This window comes from Paraglaciecola marina (assembly GCF_004360155.1).
Lineage (GTDB): Bacteria > Pseudomonadota > Gammaproteobacteria > Enterobacterales > Alteromonadaceae > Paraglaciecola > Paraglaciecola marina.
The window spans coordinates 52,242-72,482 of the sequence record NZ_ML178720.1 but is presented as its reverse complement, the minus strand read 5'-3'; the positions used below and the strand labels follow the sequence as shown (position 1 = coordinate 72,482).

20 protein-coding genes are annotated in these 20,241 nt (G+C 38.9%); 6 read left to right on the top strand and 14 right to left on the bottom strand.

Annotation, left to right across the window (positions count from 1 at the left end; all coding sequences use genetic code 11):
* Positions 1–9: 9 nt before the first annotated feature.
* Entirely contained in the window at positions 10–1,629 is a 1,620-nt protein-coding gene (gene panP, locus EOK74_RS00320; protein ID WP_133467836.1) for a pyridoxal-dependent aspartate 1-decarboxylase PanP, read from the bottom strand.
* A 274-nt stretch (positions 1,630–1,903) separates the two neighbouring features.
* Here panP and EOK74_RS00315 point away from each other — a divergent pair, with 274 nt between their 5' ends.
* Positions 1,904–2,617 (top strand): EAL domain-containing protein, encoded by a 714-nt coding sequence (locus EOK74_RS00315; protein WP_133467835.1) that lies wholly within the window; start codon positions 1,904–1,906, stop codon positions 2,615–2,617.
* A gap of 19 nt (positions 2,618–2,636) precedes the next feature.
* Here EOK74_RS00315 and trmB read toward each other — a convergent pair whose 3' ends face one another.
* The 3 genes from trmB to EOK74_RS00300 are packed head-to-tail and all read right to left on the bottom strand — an operon-like array spanning position 2,637 to position 5,057.
* Positions 2,637–3,302, bottom strand: coding sequence for a tRNA (guanine(46)-N(7))-methyltransferase TrmB (gene trmB / locus EOK74_RS00310; protein ID WP_133467834.1), 666 nt, complete (start codon positions 3,300–3,302; stop codon positions 2,637–2,639).
* 22 nt (positions 3,303–3,324) lie between these two features.
* A complete protein-coding gene (locus EOK74_RS00305) occupies positions 3,325–4,095 on the bottom strand; it encodes an ABC transporter permease (RefSeq protein ID WP_133467833.1) in 771 nt (256 codons plus the stop codon).
* Positions 4,092–5,057: an ABC transporter ATP-binding protein gene (locus tag EOK74_RS00300; protein WP_133467832.1), complete on the bottom strand. Its 966-nt coding sequence runs from the start codon at positions 5,055–5,057 to the stop codon at positions 4,092–4,094. The genes EOK74_RS00305 and EOK74_RS00300 overlap by 4 nt, the downstream gene beginning before the upstream one ends.
* 338 nt (positions 5,058–5,395) lie before the next feature.
* Here EOK74_RS00300 and EOK74_RS00295 point away from each other — a divergent pair, with 338 nt between their 5' ends.
* Entirely contained in the window at positions 5,396–6,904 is a 1,509-nt protein-coding gene (locus EOK74_RS00295; RefSeq protein ID WP_133467831.1) for a DUF3360 family protein, read from the top strand.
* A 65-nt stretch (positions 6,905–6,969) separates the two neighbouring features.
* Here the strand turns inward: EOK74_RS00295 and EOK74_RS00290 are convergent, their stop codons facing one another.
* The 5 genes from EOK74_RS00290 to pdsO form a co-directional block, all read right to left on the bottom strand.
* Entirely contained in the window at positions 6,970–7,323 is a 354-nt protein-coding gene (locus EOK74_RS00290) for a DUF1428 domain-containing protein (RefSeq protein ID WP_133467830.1), read from the bottom strand.
* 160 nt (positions 7,324–7,483) lie between these two features.
* The gene (locus EOK74_RS00285; protein WP_133467829.1) at positions 7,484–7,903 is read right to left on the bottom strand and encodes a hypothetical protein; all 420 of its coding nucleotides are present in this window, start codon (positions 7,901–7,903) and stop codon (positions 7,484–7,486) included.
* Between the two features lie 161 nt (positions 7,904–8,064).
* Positions 8,065–8,694 (bottom strand): class GN sortase, encoded by a 630-nt coding sequence (locus EOK74_RS00280; RefSeq protein ID WP_239023952.1) that lies wholly within the window; start codon positions 8,692–8,694, stop codon positions 8,065–8,067.
* Positions 8,661–10,832 carry a marine proteobacterial sortase target protein gene (locus tag EOK74_RS00275; protein WP_133467828.1) on the bottom strand — a complete coding sequence of 724 codons (2,172 nt, stop codon included), beginning with the start codon at positions 10,830–10,832 and terminating at the stop codon, positions 8,661–8,663. Before EOK74_RS00275 ends, EOK74_RS00280 begins: the two co-directional genes overlap by 34 nt.
* Positions 10,833–10,846: 14 nt before the next feature.
* A complete protein-coding gene (gene pdsO / locus EOK74_RS00270) occupies positions 10,847–11,575 on the bottom strand; it encodes a sortase-associated OmpA-like protein PdsO (protein WP_133467827.1) in 729 nt (242 codons plus the stop codon).
* 191 nt (positions 11,576–11,766) lie between these two features.
* Between pdsO and pdsR the strand changes: the two genes are divergently transcribed.
* The 3 genes from pdsR (at position 11,767) to EOK74_RS00255 (ending at position 15,171) form a co-directional block, all read left to right on the top strand.
* On the top strand, positions 11,767–12,459 hold the full coding sequence (gene pdsR, locus EOK74_RS00265; protein ID WP_133467826.1) for a proteobacterial dedicated sortase system response regulator: 693 nt from the start codon (positions 11,767–11,769) through the stop codon (positions 12,457–12,459).
* Between the two features lie 50 nt (positions 12,460–12,509).
* On the top strand, positions 12,510–14,663 hold the full coding sequence (gene pdsS / locus EOK74_RS00260; RefSeq protein ID WP_133467825.1) for a proteobacterial dedicated sortase system histidine kinase: 2,154 nt from the start codon (positions 12,510–12,512) through the stop codon (positions 14,661–14,663).
* 100 nt (positions 14,664–14,763) lie between these two features.
* Entirely contained in the window at positions 14,764–15,171 is a 408-nt protein-coding gene (locus tag EOK74_RS00255; protein WP_133467824.1) for a CBS domain-containing protein, read from the top strand.
* On the opposite strand, the gene yjjX is transcribed toward EOK74_RS00255, so the two are convergent.
* Entirely contained in the window at positions 15,168–15,701 is a 534-nt protein-coding gene (gene yjjX, locus EOK74_RS00250; RefSeq protein WP_133467823.1) for an inosine/xanthosine triphosphatase, read from the bottom strand. The two genes, EOK74_RS00255 and yjjX, sit on opposite strands and share 4 nt — an antisense overlap.
* Positions 15,702–15,865: 164 nt before the next feature.
* Between yjjX and EOK74_RS00245 the strand changes: the two genes are divergently transcribed.
* Positions 15,866–16,063 carry a hypothetical protein gene (locus EOK74_RS00245; protein WP_133467822.1) on the top strand — a complete coding sequence of 66 codons (198 nt, stop codon included), beginning with the start codon at positions 15,866–15,868 and terminating at the stop codon, positions 16,061–16,063.
* Between the two features lie 51 nt (positions 16,064–16,114).
* Here the strand turns inward: EOK74_RS00245 and EOK74_RS00240 are convergent, their stop codons facing one another.
* From EOK74_RS00240 to EOK74_RS00225, 4 genes are all read right to left on the bottom strand, one after another.
* Entirely contained in the window at positions 16,115–17,719 is a 1,605-nt protein-coding gene (locus tag EOK74_RS00240) for a diguanylate cyclase domain-containing protein (protein ID WP_133467821.1), read from the bottom strand.
* Positions 17,706–17,999, bottom strand: a complete 294-nt coding sequence (locus tag EOK74_RS00235; RefSeq protein WP_239023951.1) for a hypothetical protein — start codon at positions 17,997–17,999, stop codon at positions 17,706–17,708. The genes EOK74_RS00240 and EOK74_RS00235 overlap by 14 nt, the downstream gene beginning before the upstream one ends.
* Positions 18,000–18,127: 128 nt before the next feature.
* Positions 18,128–19,381, bottom strand: coding sequence for a hypothetical protein (locus EOK74_RS00230; RefSeq protein WP_133467819.1), 1,254 nt, complete (start codon positions 19,379–19,381; stop codon positions 18,128–18,130).
* A 286-nt stretch (positions 19,382–19,667) separates the two neighbouring features.
* Entirely contained in the window at positions 19,668–20,195 is a 528-nt protein-coding gene (locus EOK74_RS00225; protein WP_133467818.1) for a DUF1993 domain-containing protein, read from the bottom strand.
* Positions 20,196–20,241: the final 46 nt, after the last annotated feature.

Below are 20,241 nucleotides of genomic sequence, written 5' to 3'. Positions count from 1 at the left end.
GCGAGCTAATCAGCTCGCTTTTTTGTGTTTAAAACAAAGCTTTTTCCAAATTTTGGTTTTGCTTGCTATAGCAATTTGTTCGTCCAAAATATTTTGTAAATCGGTTTCTGTGGTTAAAGGGTTCGCTAATACCACCCTAAAGACAGTAATGGCTTGATCTGGATATTTTTCTGTTTGTAACCGAGTACGAGATACAAAAGATTTTCCAGCTTCCCTTTGCTGTTTCTGCACAGACACAGTTAATTTATCTAACTCCATGTTAATAGCATGACCAATTTGTGGTTGGGCTTTGGTTTTCAGCTGAACTTCTTCAGGATTAACTCGGTAAGTTAATAATGACAAAGTAGGGGGAGTTACTAGTTCAAAGTCAGGGTGAGACTGGATCATTCTCGCAAAGGTTTTGGTTTTTTCAATGCTTTGATTGATTAACAGTTCATAACCTTGGCGGCCGAATATATGTAATGAGGCGTAAACCATCATTGCCATGCCGTTACGGGACCCTTCGATCGTAGTAGCCCCTAAGTCTTTTGAGCCAGCTCTTAGAATATACTGAGCATGGTGACGTACAGTATTACTATCGTTAGGATCTTTAAATAACACCATACCCGCGCCCATAGGCACGTACATTTGTTTGTGGGCATCTAAGGTTACAGAGTCAGCTCTAGCAATACCTTTTAATAACTGGCTGTGCTCATTGGAAAATAATGTTGCTCCGCCCCAAGCTGCATCTACATGAAAGTGACAACCTAGCTCTTTAGCTACATCAGCCAACTCATCAAGTGGGTCTATGTGCCCCGTTTCAGTAGTACCTGCAATTCCCACTATGGCTAATACTTTATTACCGGCTTGTTGGTATTGACGCCCGACTTCTAATGCTTTTTCGGGAGATAAGCGTTGTGATGGAGAGTCGATAGTAAGCATTTGCTGTCTACCCAATCCAAGTATGTCAACAGCTTTAGAAAGTGAATAATGGCCTCTCTTAGAAGAAATGATACCCATTTTTTTATAGCCATAATGCATCATACCAGCGGCTAGACCTTCTTGCGCCACTCCTTTGAACTGTGTGGTTGCGGGTAATGCTTTGTTTCTGGCAACCCATAGCGCAGTAATGTTAGCTAGGGTACCACCAGAGCAAAACGCTCCTAAAGCATGGTTGGCACTGTGCAGATAGGTGTTGTAAAAGTCATCTGACTGTTTATAGACTAATTCATGCATCATCCCCAAAACTTGGCGTTCTAGTGGGGTAAAGGCTTTTGATGTCTCAATCTTTACCAAATTTTGATTTAAACCCACTAACAACTTAGCTAAAGGTAAATGAAAATAAGGTAATGCCGACGTCATATGGCCTATAAAGGTAGGCGAATAGGTATTAACAGAATTAGCCACAAGCTTGTCTAGCAAGTCTTCGGCATGTTTTGAAACAAACTCTGGCTCTTCTGGAACGCTACTTTTTGAAAAGTGCTTTTCGATTTGTTCCAGAGATTTAACTTTAGTCACAACGTGTTGAGATAAAAAATCTGATAAGTTGTCTGAAAGATGTTGTTCAATTTGTGCAAGCTTAGAATCTTTGCCTTCAGGCATAGTAAATACCTTGAACAAATGATCTAGACTAACCTCAGCTCCACTCACGCTGTTACCTTATATGAAATCGGATAAGTCGCGAACTTTACATTAAATCGGCTTATAGACCAATAGGTAGTATCAAGACTATTAGGGGCTGATTAGTTTTGTGGTACTAATTTTAATCAATATAATGGCTTTTTCAGCGGGGTTTATATCAAAATCAATTGTTTAAGTGAGTGACGAATTATAAAGATTAAACCAGCTTTTTATCTTGCTATTTTATCTTTGTTAACAAATTGTTATATTGAATGGAGTTTAACTAAAATAATTAATCATAAATATGCAAGTCACGGAAGTTACAGATAGTTTTAGCCTAGAAAGCGTTGTACCCTTTTTTCAGCCAATCATGGATTTAGAAAATAATACTGTATGGAGTTACGAGTGTTTAGCACGCTTAGTTAACTTGCATGACAACACCTACCTACCTAGCCAGTTCTTGTTTTTGGTTGAAAGACAACACTCTGTAGCTCAGCTAACAGAGACTATTTTCAAGCGCAGTGCTAGCTACTTTAGGGACATTAATATGGCGTGGAATATTAATGTCAGCCTTTCAGACATGACAGATTCTGAGATCTACCAGTTTTTCCGTTCCCAGTTGGCTGATTATCCTAACCCTAACAGGGTGTCTATTGAGATTACCGCGCAGAATGCCTTAGCAGAACTGCAAAGCTTTTTGTGTTTTGCTGAAATGTGCGCAGATTATGGTGTAAAAATCATTATCGACCACTTTGATTTGACTAAAGAAAATGTTGAAAAGGTGCTAAGCCTGCCTGTGGCCGCAATTAAGGTACCAGGGAGTTTATTTGAGTCCGAAGGGAGCGATACTGCTAATGTTGAGCTTATTGAGTCACTAATCAGAGCTTCGAAAAAGAATGGCGTGATTCTCATAGCTGAGCATATAGAACAAAAAGAAACCCTAATAAAAGTAAAAGACTTAGGCCTAAAATATGCCCAAGGGTTTTACTTTAGCCAACCTAAAGCGAATACCGATTGATAGCAGAGATTTATTGGCTTTAGTTGGCGGCAAGAGTTGAGATTAGCTTCCAGCTGTCTTGGCCGCTTTCCCAATACTTACGCTCAAAGGGTGTCATAGGGGTGATTTTTTCAACTTGAGTGACGTTACTTTGAATATTTGCAATCAGCAAAGCTTGAACAAATTCTTCGATATATAACTTCCAATTACTTCTTACCTCAAATATACCCCCTAACTTTATTATGTCCGTAAAGGTAGATGAGGCATACCACCTGCGTTGCAAGTGGGCAGACTTAGGGTAGGGGTTTGGATATAAAAGATAATGTTTATATAGCTGCTTTTCTTCAAGAACAAGTAATCTTAAAAAGTCTTGTAAGTCAGCTCGCACTACAAGGTAGTTGTCTGTCTTAGCAGAATATACGTGATGCTTTTGAGTCCGCAGAGCGGATTTATCAACACCAATTACTTTGGTTTCTGGATGAGCTAGCGCAATATTTGCGGTACTTTCTCCAACTCCACAACAAGAGTCTAAAATAAGTGGGCCTTGCCAATCACCTAGCCACTCCAAGACTTCTATAAAAGCATCTTTAGTATGGTTTGATAAAGGCTTTTGACTGCTGGAGTTGAGATGGCGTTGTACCACCTTCTCTAGATTTTGATGTATGCCAACTTGGTTGGTTGTGATGGAACGAGCTGAGTTTTTCATATTAAGTCTATTTCAGCCGTAATTAACTACGGATACCTACGCCACGTTTAATCAAGCTATAAGCAAAGCCAAGCAATACAATATTAAAAATCACTAATATCCCTAAAGAGATATAGTGACTCATATCAGACACCCCTAAAAAACCATATCTAAAGCCGTTAACCATATACACAATAGGGTTTATTTTACTTACCCATTGCCAAAACTCAGGTAATAAAGACAAAGAATAAAACACACCGCCTAGGTAGGTTAGCGGAGTTAAAATAAAAGTAGGGACTATACTGACGTCATCAAAGGTATTGGCATAAATTCCATTAATGAGTCCAGCTGTAGAAAACAAAACCGCAGTTAAAAATAAGGTCACTAGAATAAGCGTTAAACTATGAATGTGCACATCAACAAAAATGAGTGAGACTAAAGTTACAATCACCCCTACTAACATGCCTCTCGCAACACCACCACCCACATAACCGGCAATAATAATCCAGTTAGACACAGGGGCTACTAGTAACTCTTCAACATTACGCTGATATTTGGCACTATAAAAAGAAGATGACACATTGGCGTAAGCATTGGTGATCACCGACATCATAATTAGCCCTGGTACTATAAATTCCATATAGCTAAAGCCGCCCATGTCGCCAATGCGACTGCCGATCAGGTTACCAAAAATCACAAAATACAAAGACATAGTAATGGCTGGTGGTAACAGGGTTTGGACCCAAATCCTCAAAAATCGCGTGCACTCTTTGATCCAAATTGTTCTTAACGCCACCATACTTAATGAGTTCATGAATTTGCTCCTTGGGTAGTGGCATCCACTTGGTCGATACTTTTTTGCTCCGCTCGGCCTGATTCTACTAACCTTACAAATAACTCTTCTAAACGATTAGACTTGTTACGCATACTCAAGACTTCAATATCTTGATTGGTTAATTGTTCAAATACATTGTTCAAGCTGGTTTCTTTAGGTACATCCACCTCTAAAGTGCGCTCTGCGGTTAAACGACTTTGAAAGCCTTCAATACTTAAAGAACTAACATTCTTAGATAAGTCTAATACAAAGGTTTCAATATTTAGGGTAGCAAGCAAAGCCTTCATGCTAGTGTTTTGTACGATTTTACCTTTATCTATTATGGCAATATTTCGGCATAACATTTCTGCTTCTTCAAGGTAATGGGTAGTGAGAATAATCGTCACTCCTTGTTCGTTAATTTCTTTTAAGAAGGCCCACATGGAGCGTCTTATTTCTATGTCTACCCCAGCAGTCGGTTCGTCTAGAATGAGCATTCTTGGTTCGTGCATTAATGCTCTAGCTATCATCAGGCGTCGTTTCATGCCTCCTGATAACTGTCTTGAAGGTGAGTTGCGTTTTTCCCATAGGTCTAACTGCTTCAGATATTTTTCGGCTCTAGGCTTAGCTAGGTGTCTTGGCACCCCATAGTAACCTGCTTGATTTAGAAGAATTTGCGTAAGGGTTTCAAATTGATTGAAGTTAAACTCTTGAGGGACTAAGCCAATACAAGATTTAGCTTGTACCGGCTGCTCAGATAAGGAGTATTCAAATACATCTACTGTGCCATCAGTCTTATTGACCAGAGAACTAATGATACCTATGGTAGTGGATTTACCCGCACCATTTGGGCCTAGTAATGCGAAAAAATCCCCTTGTTTTACTTCTAGGTCGACGCCTTGTAAGGCTTTTGTGCCGCCTTTATAAGTTTTGGTCAAACCTTTAATGTTAAGTGCGTTCATATAAACTGCCAGCTAATGTGTTAAATCGAAATTGTAAAGTGAACTCTAGCGGCTAAAACTTGCTAAAAGAACGTTATTTGAAGTGAGAGCTTGATTTACTCAGCGCTAATAATATTGCGTCTGTTTACGTCATTTCAAGTTAAGATTTCTCCTATCTAAGTGCAAACCCTAGTTCGTCCAATAGTTAGCTTGATTCGTTACTCAAGTCTTAATCTCCATCTCACTCACCTATTCTACCGTATACGACCTATTGCTTATATGCTGTTTATCGATAATTACCTACCCTGCGCCCCTTACAGTCACATAGCTTCTGCTAAGTAGGTTATTAAGGGTTCTTAATGAATAACACAAATCAAAATGAAGCTGGCACTGATGCATTAAATGCTAAGGCAGTATCTGGCAGCTATGAAGAGCTTCATAAAATTAGCTCTGAATTTAATAATAGAGATGAATACCTAGAGCATGAATTACAAATCATGCAGCCCAAACGTTGGCGGCCAAATGTACCTTTTAAGGATTATCGGTTTGAATTTGAAGACACCATTCCCGCCATGGCTGCCACTATTGGTAAAGTGGTTATGGTTGCCGCAATTGCCTCAACATTTGCTAGCGCTTTAGGTTTAGGTGATGGTTTCGTTTTAGAAAACGTACGTTATGAGTTGCTGATTGTTTCCGTTTTCATCATTTTATTTTCAGGCTTCATTTTGCCCACTGCTAATTTAGCAGGTACTCACGGGCCATTAATACCTTTAATTCCAATAGTTGTTGCCGCGGGTGGTCACCCTATGGCGTTTGGTTTATTGATTGGTGCTTTTGGACTTATTTTGGCTTTTAGTAAAGGCGGCAGTTTACTTGCTCGGCTTACCAGTAAAGGTGTGTGTGGAGGCTTGCTGCTTTACTTAGGATTTATTGGGACAATTTCTCAAGTCAAAAAACTCTTTGTTTGGGCTGACGGTATAGATAAAACCCATATCGCGTTTATTGTTATCCTTGCCACTATATTGCTATATGCATTTTTAGAGCATTTTAAAAAGAGATGGTTAGCTGTGCCATTAAGTTGCTTAATTGGTGGTGGCATTGCGTTTTCGTTAGGCGCTCCTTTTTCCTTCAAGACTGCACCAGGTTTACCCAATATGAACCCTATGTATTGGTGGGGTGAAAATAGCGGCTGGATGCTTGGTTTACCTACCTTAGAGAGCTTTATAGTGGTTCTTCCCTTTGCAATCTTAGCCGTAGCTATGTGGTCACCAGATTTTTTAGGGCATCAGGTATTTCAAAAAATAAGCTATCCCAAACGTACTGAGAAAGTACAAATGAACATAGACGACACTATGCTTAGTGCATCAATTAGACAAATATTTGGATCTATTTTTGGCGGCGCTAATTTCACCTCTTCTTGGGGCACTTACATAGTTCCGGCAGCAATAGCTAAACGACCCATACCGGCGGGCGCTATTTTGACTGCGCTATTTTGTGTAATTGCAGGCATATGGGGTTACCCAATGGATTTGGCTGTGTGGCAACCCGTGTTATGTGTGGCGCTAATTGTAGGGGTGTTTATTCCACTTCTTGAAGCGGGAATGGAAATGACTCGAGAAGGTAAAACCACTCAATCAGCTGCTATTGTGGTGTTTGCGTCAACATTGGTAAACCCTGCTTTTGGTTGGTCGTTAACTATGTTGTTAGACAATTTAGGGCTTATTGGTTGTAAAGATAGAAGTGCAGAGCTAAGTCATATGAGCCGTTGGGTTATACCACTTATTATGTTCATTATATTAACCTCAGTCATGGCTATGGTGGGTATGCTACCTGGTATCCCTGCATTACTATCTGATTTTAGGCATTGATACAGCAATGGCAGAGCTGTTTAATTACAACCTCTGCCCTAATATTGTTAATTCTACGAAAACCCTTATACGTCAAGAACTGTATTGAAGCCCCCGTAAATAAGCCTTTTGCCGTCAAAAGGCATAGGGTTTTCATTTGGGTCCATTCTTGGGTCTTCCATTACTTTTTGCCAAGCTGTGTCACGTACTTCTTTTGATGGCCATACTATCCAAGAAAATACCACCGCTTCATCGGCTTGCTTTTTGACTGCCAAGGGAAAAGACGTGATTTTACCTTCAGGTACATCATCTTCCCAATTTTCAACTATGTTAAGAGCGCCATGCTCTTTAAATACAATGGCTGCAATTTGGGCGTGATTGATATATTGATCTTTGTTTTCGGTGGGTACTGCGGCTACAAATCCATCTACATATGACATCTAGGTCACCTTTAATGTTTAGGTTTGAAAAGGTAGGTTTGTGTAGTTTAACGTTAGCTTGTATTTTGAAATACTTAAATAGAAATATTAGCAACAAAAAGAAAACTCTCTTTTTGTTGCTAATAACAGACGCTTCTATGTCGTCATTAAGAAAACATGATTAACAATCTGAAGTGTCTTTATCCATTTTTTCATTTGCTGCAATGCAGGCTTCTTTTAGTTTTTCAGCAGCGTCAGCTTTCAATTCAGATGCTTTTTCTTTAGTTGCATCCATAACCTCAGCGGTTTTTTCAGCAGTCGCATCGTAAGCATCGCTCGCTTTTTCTTTTACTTCATCATAGGTTTCAGATGCACTTTGTTTTGCATCGTCTGCCATATCTGCTGCGTCGTCAGCTAGTTCTGAGGTTTCTTCTTTGGTTTTTTCATATAAAGTGACAGATTTTTCTTTGGCTTTTTCCATCATGCTAGTGGCATCTTCTTTTACCGCCTCTGTTGATTCTTTTTGGCTTTCAGTACATGCACTCATGCCAATGCTTAATGCAGCTAATGCCATAGCAAGTGAAGTTTTAGATATATTCATTGATGTAATCCCTATTTATACTTGTGAGTTAAAATTAACGCTAACAGACCCTATAGCGTTTTTCATTCCAGTTTTTCAACCGTTTGATTTTGTTGGATTTTATAATTTATGAAGCATATTTTTTACTTTTATGTGGAAAAGGTGTCTGTTATTTTGTGCACCTAAATAGCCACTGCCCTTACAATATACCTATGGGTGGGGTTGGGCAACACACTATCAAAGGGATAGCATGTAATTAAGGTTAAGCTTGGTTCATCTAGATTTATGCCATTAATGCTTTCATGGTTTTCCATATACTCTAGCTGCGACTCATGGGCTATCCGTAATTGTGTGATTTTAAAATTATGGGTGTTATCGCCAGTGTTGACACTAATAATGTCACCGGTTTGTAAATTTTTTAAGCGATTAAATTGGGTATCTCTGTGTCCTACGATCACGCTGTTGCCCTGTTCTCCAGGTTTTGGCGTGGCGCTGATGTGGCTCGGGGCAAAGGCGAGGTTGCGTCCACTTGCTCCCGCTAAAATAAACCAATTTTTATTTTTAATACGTAGCTCTGCAATGGGGTACGTGTCTGCCCACGGCCATGGTTTAACAGGCTCATTGAAATCAAGACTTTTGTGCCAGGCCCTAGCAATTAATCGTTGTGCTAATTCTGCTTTAGCAAATATATAGATACCACTTGAAAATTGATAAGCCCCTAATAGTAAAACCAATGTTATCCATTTATATTTATATATAAAGGTGGTAAGTCTACGGCCTAAACTTTTCTTTTTGTAAGTAAGTGCATACATATTGCTAATCCTATTATAAATAAACCCATAATCATTTTTAATTCTGCGGGTGTAGCAGTTTGGGGTAGGCTCCCCACCATTTTTGCTGTTCTATTTTGTTTAGCTTTAGCTAATAAGTCAGCCTGCTTTTGTGTGTGTTGATGTTCCGCCATAGGCTTTGTGGGCGTTACGTCTATAGCAATCAAGCTGGTATATTGACTGACTATATGATGCTCGAGAGCGGTATTGGTGATCTGACTTTGATATTCGCTTTGTAGATCTGCTGAATTTGTTGGCTGCATTTGTGCTCGTCTTTTATCTTGAGAGAGCTGTTTTATTTTCTTTCTTGCCCATAACACATTGAGTCCAGCCTCCCTTGAGGTAACGGTTTTAGGTAATTGTTGTTGCCAATCTTGATCCCTGTAACGGCCAATTAAGGTGATTTTACCAAATGAGTCTTCAGTTTCTATTGGGGGTTGAGATACTTTATAACTTACAATTAATGGCTCCCCCAGATATAGGTCACTAATCTTCTTTGGGTAGATTTCTATTTTCTGTTTTGGATTTTTAATAGATGAGCTTAGTAATAACTCTATATCTGTAAGGGTGGGGTGCTTCAACTTAGTAAGTAGGCCAGCCATTTTTTGTTGTACTTGGCTGGTAGAGCCAATATAGGTAAAGGTGCCTCTTCCCATTTCGGCTGCTTCACTCATAAAGTAAGTATTAGGAGCACTGCCGATACCCACTGTAAATAATCGAGAATAGCCAATCTTGCTTTTTATTAGCTGCATCAATGACTCTTCATTCGCTACACTGCCATCTGTTATAAATATGACTTGGCTCATATTTGATTCAGTTGTTTGATTTGCGCTAAGTGAGAAAGCCAAGTTAAGAGCTCTGTGTATTTCGGTTCCGCCGTTGGCTTTTAAGCTGTTTACAAAATCAGCCGCTTGCTTTTTGGTTGTGGCTGTTACTTTTTTAGGAACTCGCCACAAATTTTGGGCTCTGCTATTAAACTCGATGAGATTAAAGCTATCTTGTTCGTTAAGTTGGTCAATGGCTAATAATAGAGCTTGTTTGGCCTGTATGATTGACTCACCCTCCATTGACCCCGATGTATCTAATACAAAGATAACCTCCCTTGGCAAAGCCGAAACAAATTCTTTACTGTTAGGGGCATTGATCATAATTAGTCCATACTCATCTCCATTAATCTGCTGAGTTAGGTGGGCAATTTTAGGATCTGCTCCCAACTCTGGTTGCCAATGCAATACAAAGTCTCGATTGACTTGAGAGTCTTTATTTAAGGTTATTTTATAGCTGCCATCAGGTAAGCGGCTTTGAGTTATTGGGTGGAACTCACTTTCTATATTGTTTAGCTCAAAACCCGCCTGTAAATTAACTGATAACTGGATATTTTGGTCTGGACTGATTTTAGACATGGGGATTGGTGTATCAACGATTTCGTTTGAATTAGCTGGGGTGTATCGAGGCGCCACTGTCATGGGGAAACGCAGGCTATATTCTTGTTCTTGTAAATTTAAGATTTGTTGATACTCGATACTGATTTCTATGGTTTCATTTGGTCCAATATTCGCGATTTGATTACTAAATACATTAGGGCGATGTTGCGCCACTAAACTCACTTTTTTGCCCTCTGACTTGGCTTGGGCAAATAGCTTTTTAGCTTGTGATTTTTCTTTTATTTGCCCTTCGATTTTCCTATCGCCGATAGTCATCATTAAATGATCCACTGCGGCATTTTCAGGTAAAGGAAATACATACATACCGTTAACCCAATTCTCACTAGCATTTTTAAAGGATTGAGTGAGCTTAGTTCGGGCCACTATACCATTTACTTTTATATCTACTTTTGTATTTAGCAGCGGACTAATAGATGTTTTGGATGTGGCTTTGTTTCCTTCAACATCTTCAATAACTTCGTTTGTTATTAAATATAAAGTTCCGTTTTCTGTATCTTGATAAGATGTGACAGCCTGATTAGAAAGCACTGTTAAGTTTGCTAGTGGTGGTGAGTTTGAAGGTTGAGAGTTGCTTAGTTTGGATTGTTCGCCTGTAAAAGCGGGCACTGCTTGCTGCAGCGCCCCTATGGCAATAACCACTAAACTAACAAGAGCAAGTTTAGGTAGTGATAGCATAATTTGGTCCTAAATTAATGATCTGAATGGGTAGCAGCTGTTGCCATTTCTGGGTGTTCATTGGATATCTTTAACATTACCCGGCGGTCAAAAAAGTCTCCCTCATAATTACTTTCAGTATTAACTAATAATGACTCACCATATGAGTTAGTAATCACTTGCTTATTTTTTACGCCTTTATTTTCTAGGTAGTTTTTTACTGTGATAGTACGTTGTTCTGATAATGCTTGGTTTAAGGTGCTGTCTCCTCGCTGGTCAGCAAAGCCAGATAAACTGATACTTAACTTGGGGTTTTTTATTAGAGTGTTAGCAATTAAATCTAATTGAGACTGGTAGTGCTCTTCAAGGGCATATGAGCCAGTTTTGAACTGAATGTTGCTTTCTATTTCAGAAATACTCTGTTCCAATGCTTGATCCATTGCAGCTATTTGTATCGTGGCACGCTCTTTGGCTTGTTGAAAATTTTGCTGCAAGGTGAGCAGTTGTTGGTCTTTATCTGCCAATGACTGTTCAGCCAGAAACAGGCGTTTATCAGAGTTCACATCTTCGGCAATCATGCCGCCAAATACAGCAGCAACAAAGCCTCCTACAGGGCCTGCTAAAACTGTTCCAATTATGGCCCCAGAGCTAACAGCAATAATTTCGTTGGTTTTTTCTTCTTTAGTAGCAGCTTGTGCAAATGTGCTAGCGGACAATAAACAAGTAGTAAAGGTGAAGGCAGTGGTGATTTTTGTAAATTTCATTGTTTTCTCCAAGAGTGTTGTTTGATTCCTCTCTAGTAAACAAAGTTTGTGTGGCTGATTCAGGGAGAAAAAATGGCAATGTAGAGGACAATTGTGGCGAAAAAATGGAAATTGCATTGGCCTTCGTTATAAGGCCTCACCTAGTTAACTTTTTACGATATAGTGCAAATATATTATTATAGAGTGAAACTATGTCTAAACGTATTGCCTTAGTAGAAGATGACCTAGCCCTCAGAGAAAACTACATTGCGGCCTTAACTAAACAAGGCTACGAGGTACAAGCTTATGGTAATCGTATGGCTGCAGAACAAACATTCTTACAGCGTTTACCTGACCTAGCGATTATCGATATTGGTCTTGAAGACGAAATTGACGGCGGCTTTGCTGTTTGTCAACAATTGCGAAGTTTGTCTAAAACCTTACCCATTATTTTTTTTACCGCCAGAGATAATGATTACGACACCATTTGCGGCTTGCGTATGGGAGCTGATGATTACCTCACCAAAGATATTAGCCTACCCCATTTGTTGGCCCGTATTGCTGCACTTTTTCGAAGAACTGAACTGTTAGCCATGCCTCAACTCCCCAGTGATATTATTCAAACTGGGGATTTAACGGTAGACAGTAAACGTATGACGGTAAGCTGGAAAGGCCAAAGTATTGAATTAACAGTTACAGAGTTTTGGATGTTACACGCCATTGCAAAATATTCCGGTCATGTGAAAAGCCGTCAACAGTTAATGGACGAATCAAAAATGGTGGTAGACGACACCACTATTACTTCGCACATAAAGCGTATTCGCAAAAAGTTTGTACAACTAGATGATGAGTTTAACTGCATTGAAACCGTTTATGGCATGGGTTATAGGTGGAAGAATAATTAGTCATGAATATAAAAACTTTTAAATTTCAGTCTATTAAGGGCTTTTAGGCAATGAGCCGAGTAAGGTTTGGATTAAGAGCTAAACTACTATTTTTCTCCTCCTTTTTACTGACTATCCCTTGGTTGGGGTATCAATATGTATGGGAAATGGAAACCTATTTACGTATTGGACAAGAGCAAACTATGGTGGGTACAGCTCGAGCCGTTGCTACTGCGCTGCATGAGAGACCTGCTTTATTTGATAATCAGTCGGCTTACTTAAAAGATGTTACACCTGGCACAGATTTGTATGCCTATAAGATTGCTTACCCTATTCGGCTTGATGGCAGACTAGATGATTGGCAAGATTATAAACAATTGACCATAGAATACGCCCAACAAAACTTAATTGACCAAGTTAGCGATTATGAGGCTAGTAGTTTGCACTTTCGGCATATGGTTGGACAGTATGACCGTTATCTCTACGCCATGTTTAATGTCACAGACAATACAGTATTGTTGCGGCCAAAAAATAGCTTGCGTATCGACAAGAATGATCATTTACAAATTGCAATGACTGACTCCATAGGGGTCTTTCAACGGTATATTGTGGCACCCACAGAAGAAGGTTGGGTTAATGCTTATTTACTGAAAGATGATTTAGGGTCACTGCAACCAGATAGGTTAGAGAAACAAATTCAAGGACAGTGGCGCAACACGGATAATGGCTATCAGTTAGAGTTGCGGTTTCCATTAGCTATGATGTCGAGCAATATTGCCTTTGCAATTGTTGATGTAGACAACCCAGTTACACGGGAAGTAGAGAACATAATGGGAACCGCAAATCCTTCAAAGGTGGACTCCTTAGGTACGGTTTTGGTGCCTTCTCCAGAAATCGAAAAGATATTAAAAGGTTTAAAATATTCGAACGCTAGGGTGTGGGTGGTAGACAAACACATGCGGGTATTAGCGCGTTCGGGTGATATAAGCAAAGCCCAGGGGGTAAACAGTAATGTTAAGTCTGATGCTTCACAAAGTTGGTGGAAATATGTAGAGACTAACTGGTTACTGCCTTTGTACTATCAAATATTAACTAAGCCCCCTGCAGACTTTGTTGATGATTTGCGAGATGCTTATTCTTTGCGAGGGCGAGATATTATTGAAGCCTTAACGGGTAAGCCAAGTGCTTTATGGCGATTAAGTCCTGACAATAAAGCGGTAATTATGTCTGCTGCACATCCTATTTATATCGACGATACTGTAATGGGAGCGGTTGTTGTTGAACAAACTACCCATGGTATTCGTACTTTAAGAAATAAAGCCTTAGAACGTCAATTCCATTATATTTTGCTGGTGATTCTAATTAGTACTATTGCCTTGTTTTCGATTGCATCAAGGTTGTCTTGGCGTATTCGCAAATTACGCAACGAAACTGAAAGTGCCATAGATCAACAAGGTAAAATCATAGGTGACATAGTACCATCCCACACCAGAGATGAGATCGGTGACTTATCTCGTACCTTCACCAGTGTCTTGAGTAAACTAAGTCAATACAATGCATATTTAGAGAATATGGCTTCTCGATTATCTCATGAGCTGCGGACCCCAGTGGCTATCGTTAATTCCTCATTAGACAACTTATTATTAGAAGAGCAAAGCGAAGATAACAAACAATATCTTGATAGAGCTAAGCAAGGTATTACTCGGCTCAGCAAAATTTTGTCTAATATGAGTGAGGCGACCCGTCTTGAGCAGGCGATGCAAAGTAATGATCGGGAGGAGTTTGAGCTCGGTGATTTACTGCAAGGTTGTGTCGCCGGGTACGAATTAGCATATGGCAGCAGAGTGTTTGATTTAAATATTTCTCACACAAATGTGACCGTTACTGGCTCCCCTGAATTGTTTGCACAAATGTTAGACAAAATCATTGCTAATGCAGTGGAGTTTAGTGAGAAAAATTCAGTGATTACGGTGAGTTTAAAAAATCATGATCAAGGCAGTGTTTTAAGTGTTGAAAACCTAGGCTGTTTGTTACCAGAAAACATGCAAGATCAATTACTCGACTCTATGGTCTCTGTTCGCAAGGTACAAAACTCAACCCAGCCCCATTTAGGATTAGGCTTGTATATTGCAAAAATCATTGCTGAATACCATGAAGGGGTACTCAATATAAATAACCTTAAAGGTGATTCAGGTGTTGTTGTTAGCCTAGTCTTTAGTCGCTAATTTAATGGCATAATTTAAAGGTTAAATAAATACACTGGACTTCAATGTTAAACAAAGGGACACTCAAGTAGACGGCAACCTAAATAATAAGGAAATTCAAATGATTTTAGCTAGTATCGCAGAATGTATGACTAAAGATTTCGCAATCCTTAAGCCAGATATGCCTGTTGCAGAAGCTTCTGCTATTCTAATTAAGAAATCATTACTAGGAGGCCCCGTTCTTGATAGTAAAGGCTTACTTATTGGCTGGATTTCAGACCAGGAATGTTTGCATTGCACCCTTCAAGTTGTTTACCACAATACCCGAGTAGCAACTGTGGCAGATGTAATGCAAACAGATGTACTCACTCTTTCATTAAATAGTGAGCCCCTTGATGTAGCTCAAAAAATGTTGGCTGGTGGGGCCACTACATACCCAGTCGTTGATGGTGGTAATAAAGTGGTTGGGGTGTTAACTCGTCGAGATATTCTCAAGATGTTAGACAAAAAGCTAAATGAGATGGCCTAAAGGCCTTTGTATAAGTCAGGATTGATAAAGGGTGCTAAAGCAAGTGTTGTAGCCAATGTATAAACGCTTTCTCTGGTAGCTAGATTATTGGTTAATAAACCAATAGCCCCTTCTTTTTGTTTCACATTATCTGTTTTAAACAAGTTGTCCATTACGTGACCTAGTTCTTCACCATTCTTGAGGGCCTGATATACCAGAGGCGGCAGCGGCAAGTTACTGCTGCGACCTACTGAGCTTCTTTCGTGATCGGCAATAACCACATAAGCAAATGTGGCAGGACCGTATTCAAAGTTGTCTACACCACCCTCAATTGCTACATAGAAATCCGCTTTAGTTTGTTGCTGGCAGAATTTAACTCTATTTACAGCACCTTTTAGGGTTTCATCGCTTGTCATAGGTTGCTCAGATACTGCGGATGGTGCTTTCATTGAGAAGCACTGAATATCTTGATTTGGCCAAACCTCTGAGGTCGCTTTTTTTACCGCATTAACTTTGATGGGGTTAGTAGAGCCCACTGCAATTTTTATCATAGGTATAGTATTTTCCCTTGTGTGTGCCCCTAGGCTATTAAAATTAAGCAAATTGATATTGCAACATATTGTGTGTGATATTGTTACAAAAAAGGGCTTCAATGTGGTCTATTCTACAGGATATAATTAGTGAGGATTCACTAATTTTTAAGAACAATTGCTATATGAAAAATGCTCCACCTGAATCATTAATTCGTACTTGGGTATGGATGATGTCAGACACTAACAACCCGGAAATAATGAACAAAGGCCGTCAAAACTTAATTAATGCTTTTGGTAGTTTACATAAAGCTATCCAGTATATTGAAGAGCAAGTTGATCTTACTGAAGAAGCTCCCACATCTAGTTCAGCTCAAACTTAAATGTGATTGTTAGGTCATTTGATAGGTTTTAAATGGCCTTTAACTTTATTTTTATTCTGTGTTTTTTACAGCGGAATACAATTCCACACGACAAAGTCCTTGTTCTTTGGCTTGGTACATAGTGCTATCTGCACGCATCAATAGTTGATGTAAGTCATGTCCGTGAATTGGAGCGATAACTAAACCAATACTCGCGCCAATACTGCAGGTTACGCTAGGATGTACTTCAATAGGTTGTTGTATTGACAGAAGTAACTCTTCGGCTTGTTCTACGAAGGTTTGTTGGCTATTCGAGGCGTTACTTGCGACAACAAACTCATCACCTCCCCAGCGGATGCATACATCATTCTGTGACTTATATTTGTTTGTAATTCTTTTCGTAGTTTCTTGAAGTACTCTATCGCCAGCTTTGTGGCCGTAGGTGTCATTAATTGGCTTAAATTTGTCTAGGTCAATCATCATTAACATCAATGGCTGTTGAGTTTCAACGCTAAGATCTAACATACTATTCAGTTTTTCTTCACCCGCTCGTCTGTTAAGTATATGTGTGAGTGGATCATGATCGGCCTCGAAGCGGGTTTGATGTTCCCGTTCTGTGCGCTCGGTAATATCATATAAAATAACTTCGATAATAGAGCCAGTATCTTTTTTACGTTCCATACGTTGCTCTGTGACTTTAGCAAATAAGCAATGCATCCACTTCTTTTGCTTACCAGCTGAGTAATCAAGGTCTAAAGCTACTTGATCCAATAAAGGGTCATTACGCATCGAATTGAGAATCTGTTCTAAGCTATTCGGATTTACAAATAGACTAGGAAAGTGCTTGAGGTTGAGTGCCTCATTATTAAAAGGAGTAAAATATCTGGAGAACGCAGGGTTAAAGGCCGAAATATTGTTGTTTTGATCAACTAAGCAAATCCCAGCGCTGGCTTGCTCGAATATAAGCCTGAATTGGTTTTCTAGATTTTGAGTCTTGATCCGTAAATTTTTTTCGACACTAAATGAATGGTGCAATCCTTGTATTAACGCATTAATACCCTGAATAAGTTTACCTATTTCATCTTTATTTTTGTGAGGTAAAACTTGCATTGTTTCTGGGCGGTGTGGGTCTATGTGTTCGAAGTTATCAACTAACTTTTGAATTGGCTTAGTTAATTTTCGGTGAACAACTAAAGAGACAAAAAAAGCTAATATTAATGATAAAAATAGCTTAATAAGCGTTTCTTTTACAATTTCTCTTTTAGTTTGTAGCTCAATATATTTTTGATCTAAGTAAACGTCTAAGGTGCCTACTTTTTCTTCATGTAAGAAAGGGTGATTCAAGAAGGTTGAAATTTGCTTATTTTGACCATTTAGATTTCCGGATATAGCCTCTAAACCAACGTCATTACTTAGCTTTACACCTTTTATTAAATCATTAATAACTAGCCCATCTACTATTTCCTGAGCAAGATCAGCATCGTTTATGTAGGCTGCAACAACGGCAGTTTTTTCAACTGTCTTAGATAATTGCTCTGCTAATATATGACTGGATTGACTCCGAGCTTCTAAGCCCAAATAATAAGAAAGTGCAGATGCAAGTAAAGAAATAATTATTGCTATGAAAGCAATAGTAAGTGCAACTTTTACATACAGTTTTTGACTAATTTGAAGCAACTTTAAATACCACTTTTACGCCTTCTGTTACCTCTGACTCTGGGATATATGCAATCATGTCCTCATTTGCACGTACTGTATTAATAATGTCTTTGACAGACTCTATTGTTGTGGGAGGAGTCGCATTTCCTGAAAAAAGTAAACGAGCCCAATATGTACTTACCTTTCTTTCATTTTGCTGCACTAGCTGCATATAAAACTGACTTTTTATCGCTGATTGTGCAGGGAAATCAATTGGAGTCGCTTTTTGACCGTCAGGGAATGTGTTGAATCTACCCATATAGATATCTATTACTTGTCGCTTAGTCAGACTATTAATTTGATTATTTTCATTAACGACAATAACGAGCCCATGAACTTGTGTTGAACATATGAAAAAAAGCATTATGTAAAGTTGTTTTAATTTCATTAGAACAACACATTAAAACTGAGACTAAGTGTATTTACTTTGTCTCTTGTAGTTAATATTTCAGGTGCTTTTGTGTTCCAAAGGCCATATCCCTTAGGACTAATATTGGTATGGTCCAGTTGTAGTTTTATATTCATACTTGATGGTAAGTCAAGTTTTGCACCAGCGCTTATTGTTGTTTGTCTCGCTGTTATGGAGTCTAGTATGGTTGTGACGGCATCACTAACCGCGTAGAGGTAGGCAGCTAACTCTGCAGGAGTGTTCGCATCAAATACCGGGGATGAATACGTTGGTATTCTATCTGAATTTTTAATGGTAGATAGGCTGATAAAATAGGTGGTCTGCTCTTGGATGTACCCCAAAGTGGCATAACCGGAAGTAGAAGAGCTAAAAGGTAGCCAGTCATTTTTTGATATCCCTCCCTCAGAATAGAATAACCATGACTGACTTTCATAAGAAATACCTAACGCATCATAGGATGAAGATTTACCAGAAATATCAAACTTGTCTAATAGCTCAACCTTTGCTGGCCATATATCGTCAGGAGCTTGCTCCAAAATAAGTTGAGCTTCAGAAAGTTCAGGGGCTCTTAAATCGTCAAAGTTTGATTGGCTATGGGTTAAACGTATTAACCAATTATTGAGCTGGTAAGAAGCACTAATTAGAATCAAGTCTTTGGATGTAAAGCCAAACCGATTGCCCACTCCATGTAGTTCAGGACTGGTTTGTCCGTACCCTAATCGAAACCTTAAGAAACCATTAGCTATATGATTTTTATATTCGAGATCTACCCCATCAAAGTTGTTGGCGGGTGAAGCAATAGAATAGAACTCATTGGGTGGCCTGCTCCAAAGGTAGGCGTACCCAACATAGGGGTAATCAGATAAAAGATACAAGTCACTATTTACCCTTCCTGCTCGTAATGACCAGTTTCTGTTAGGGCGGTAGCGAATAAAAGCTAGTTCAATGAAATCATTGAGAGTTTTACTGTTTCGATCCTGAAACACAACTTGGCCTACTGCATCCCATTTATCTGCTAGCGTTAGGTTAGTTTGAAAACCAATTTTAGATTCGTTTAAAAAAGTAAAGCCACTATAACTTTTATTTAAGAAGTCGGTGGTAAGCTCAAGATTTTGGTTATCTGAATACGTAGCGCCAATGGTCGCAAAGCCACTAAAATTAGCTTTAGTGGCTGATACTAAACTCGATGATAAATATAGTGCAGTGCATCCAAGCCAAAGAAGATACTTCATACTAACCTTTATTATTTATGTACTTCTTAAACGATTATTTTGTCACTGACCTGTAAAAAGTACTAACTGCAAATAAAATAGTGATATTTGATGAAAAAATACCACGTTTTGATTGGTAGAAAGTAGCTTTTTTAAAATTTTTGAGAATTACTTTTGCAAACGCGTATTCGTTTAAAAATGCAGCGGTTATAATTTCTACCCAGCTATTGTAAGTGACAAATTTTGAAACTGGCTGCTTTGGAAGAATAGAAAATTTAACAAGCCTAAAATTGAAATAGTTTATTGTTTAAACTGGGGCGCTTACTGCCATCTCGCCTAAATAATCTTTCTTACCAAGTGGCACACCTTTAATTCTTAACATGTCATAAATGGTTGTTGTATGAAAATACACATTAGGGATGGCAAATGACATCATGAAATTTTCTGTAGTGAAAGGTAGCTCATGACCGCCCACTTTAAACTGTAATGGCTTGCCGTAAAGAGCATTCACTTCGTTTTCAGCAAACGCTTTTAAGGTCTCCACTGTTTTTTCAAAGTAAGCGATAAGCTCACTGTAGCTTAGCCCGTCTAAAGATACTTGAGGTGGCTTAAATTCACCATCAAATAAAGACTGAATAGCCCCAGCTGCATTGTGGGCTGCTATATTAACTTGAGCACTAAAGGGCAACATATCTTCTGCAAATCGCATAGTAACGATTTCGTCTGTATTGATCTTGTTCTCTTTAAAATATACTTCGCCTGTTTTCATCACATCAACTGTTGCATCTAAGGTGCGTATAAAGTTAGTTATGGTCATTTCATATAAACTAATCATGTTTCATTCCTGTTGTAATTTTGGGGGGAAAATAAGGGGCTTTATG

What these genes read in the sequence shown, in the direction of transcription:
- EOK74_RS00290 (WP_133467830.1), bottom strand. Translation starts at nt 7,323, where the DNA reads ATGTCATATGTAGATGGATTTGTAGCCGCAGTACCCACCGAAAACAAA.
- pdsO (WP_133467827.1), bottom strand. Translation starts at nt 11,575, where the DNA reads ATGAAATTTACAAAAATCACCACTGCCTTCACCTTTACTACTTGTTTA.
- EOK74_RS00300 (WP_133467832.1), bottom strand. Translation starts at nt 5,057, where the DNA reads ATGAACGCACTTAACATTAAAGGTTTGACCAAAACTTATAAAGGCGGC.
- EOK74_RS00285 (WP_133467829.1), bottom strand. Translation starts at nt 7,903, where the DNA reads ATGAATATATCTAAAACTTCACTTGCTATGGCATTAGCTGCATTAAGC.
- EOK74_RS00315 (WP_133467835.1), top strand. Translation starts at nt 1,904, where the DNA reads ATGCAAGTCACGGAAGTTACAGATAGTTTTAGCCTAGAAAGCGTTGTA.
- EOK74_RS00280 (WP_239023952.1), bottom strand. Translation starts at nt 8,694, where the DNA reads ATGTATGCACTTACTTACAAAAAGAAAAGTTTAGGCCGTAGACTTACC.
- EOK74_RS00235 (WP_239023951.1), bottom strand. Translation starts at nt 17,999, where the DNA reads ATGGGTAGATTCAACACATTCCCTGACGGTCAAAAAGCGACTCCAATT.
- EOK74_RS00225 (WP_133467818.1), bottom strand. Translation starts at nt 20,195, where the DNA reads ATGATTAGTTTATATGAAATGACCATAACTAACTTTATACGCACCTTA.
- pdsS (WP_133467825.1), top strand. Translation starts at nt 12,510, where the DNA reads ATGAGCCGAGTAAGGTTTGGATTAAGAGCTAAACTACTATTTTTCTCC.
- EOK74_RS00245 (WP_133467822.1), top strand. Translation starts at nt 15,866, where the DNA reads ATGAAAAATGCTCCACCTGAATCATTAATTCGTACTTGGGTATGGATG.
- EOK74_RS00275 (WP_133467828.1), bottom strand. Translation starts at nt 10,832, where the DNA reads ATGCTATCACTACCTAAACTTGCTCTTGTTAGTTTAGTGGTTATTGCC.
- pdsR (WP_133467826.1), top strand. Translation starts at nt 11,767, where the DNA reads ATGTCTAAACGTATTGCCTTAGTAGAAGATGACCTAGCCCTCAGAGAA.
- trmB (WP_133467834.1), bottom strand. Translation starts at nt 3,302, where the DNA reads ATGAAAAACTCAGCTCGTTCCATCACAACCAACCAAGTTGGCATACAT.
- EOK74_RS00295 (WP_133467831.1), top strand. Translation starts at nt 5,396, where the DNA reads ATGAATAACACAAATCAAAATGAAGCTGGCACTGATGCATTAAATGCT.
- yjjX (WP_133467823.1), bottom strand. Translation starts at nt 15,701, where the DNA reads ATGATAAAAATTGCAGTGGGCTCTACTAACCCCATCAAAGTTAATGCG.
- EOK74_RS00305 (WP_133467833.1), bottom strand. Translation starts at nt 4,095, where the DNA reads ATGAACTCATTAAGTATGGTGGCGTTAAGAACAATTTGGATCAAAGAG.
- EOK74_RS00230 (WP_133467819.1), bottom strand. Translation starts at nt 19,381, where the DNA reads ATGAAGTATCTTCTTTGGCTTGGATGCACTGCACTATATTTATCATCG.
- EOK74_RS00255 (WP_133467824.1), top strand. Translation starts at nt 14,764, where the DNA reads ATGATTTTAGCTAGTATCGCAGAATGTATGACTAAAGATTTCGCAATC.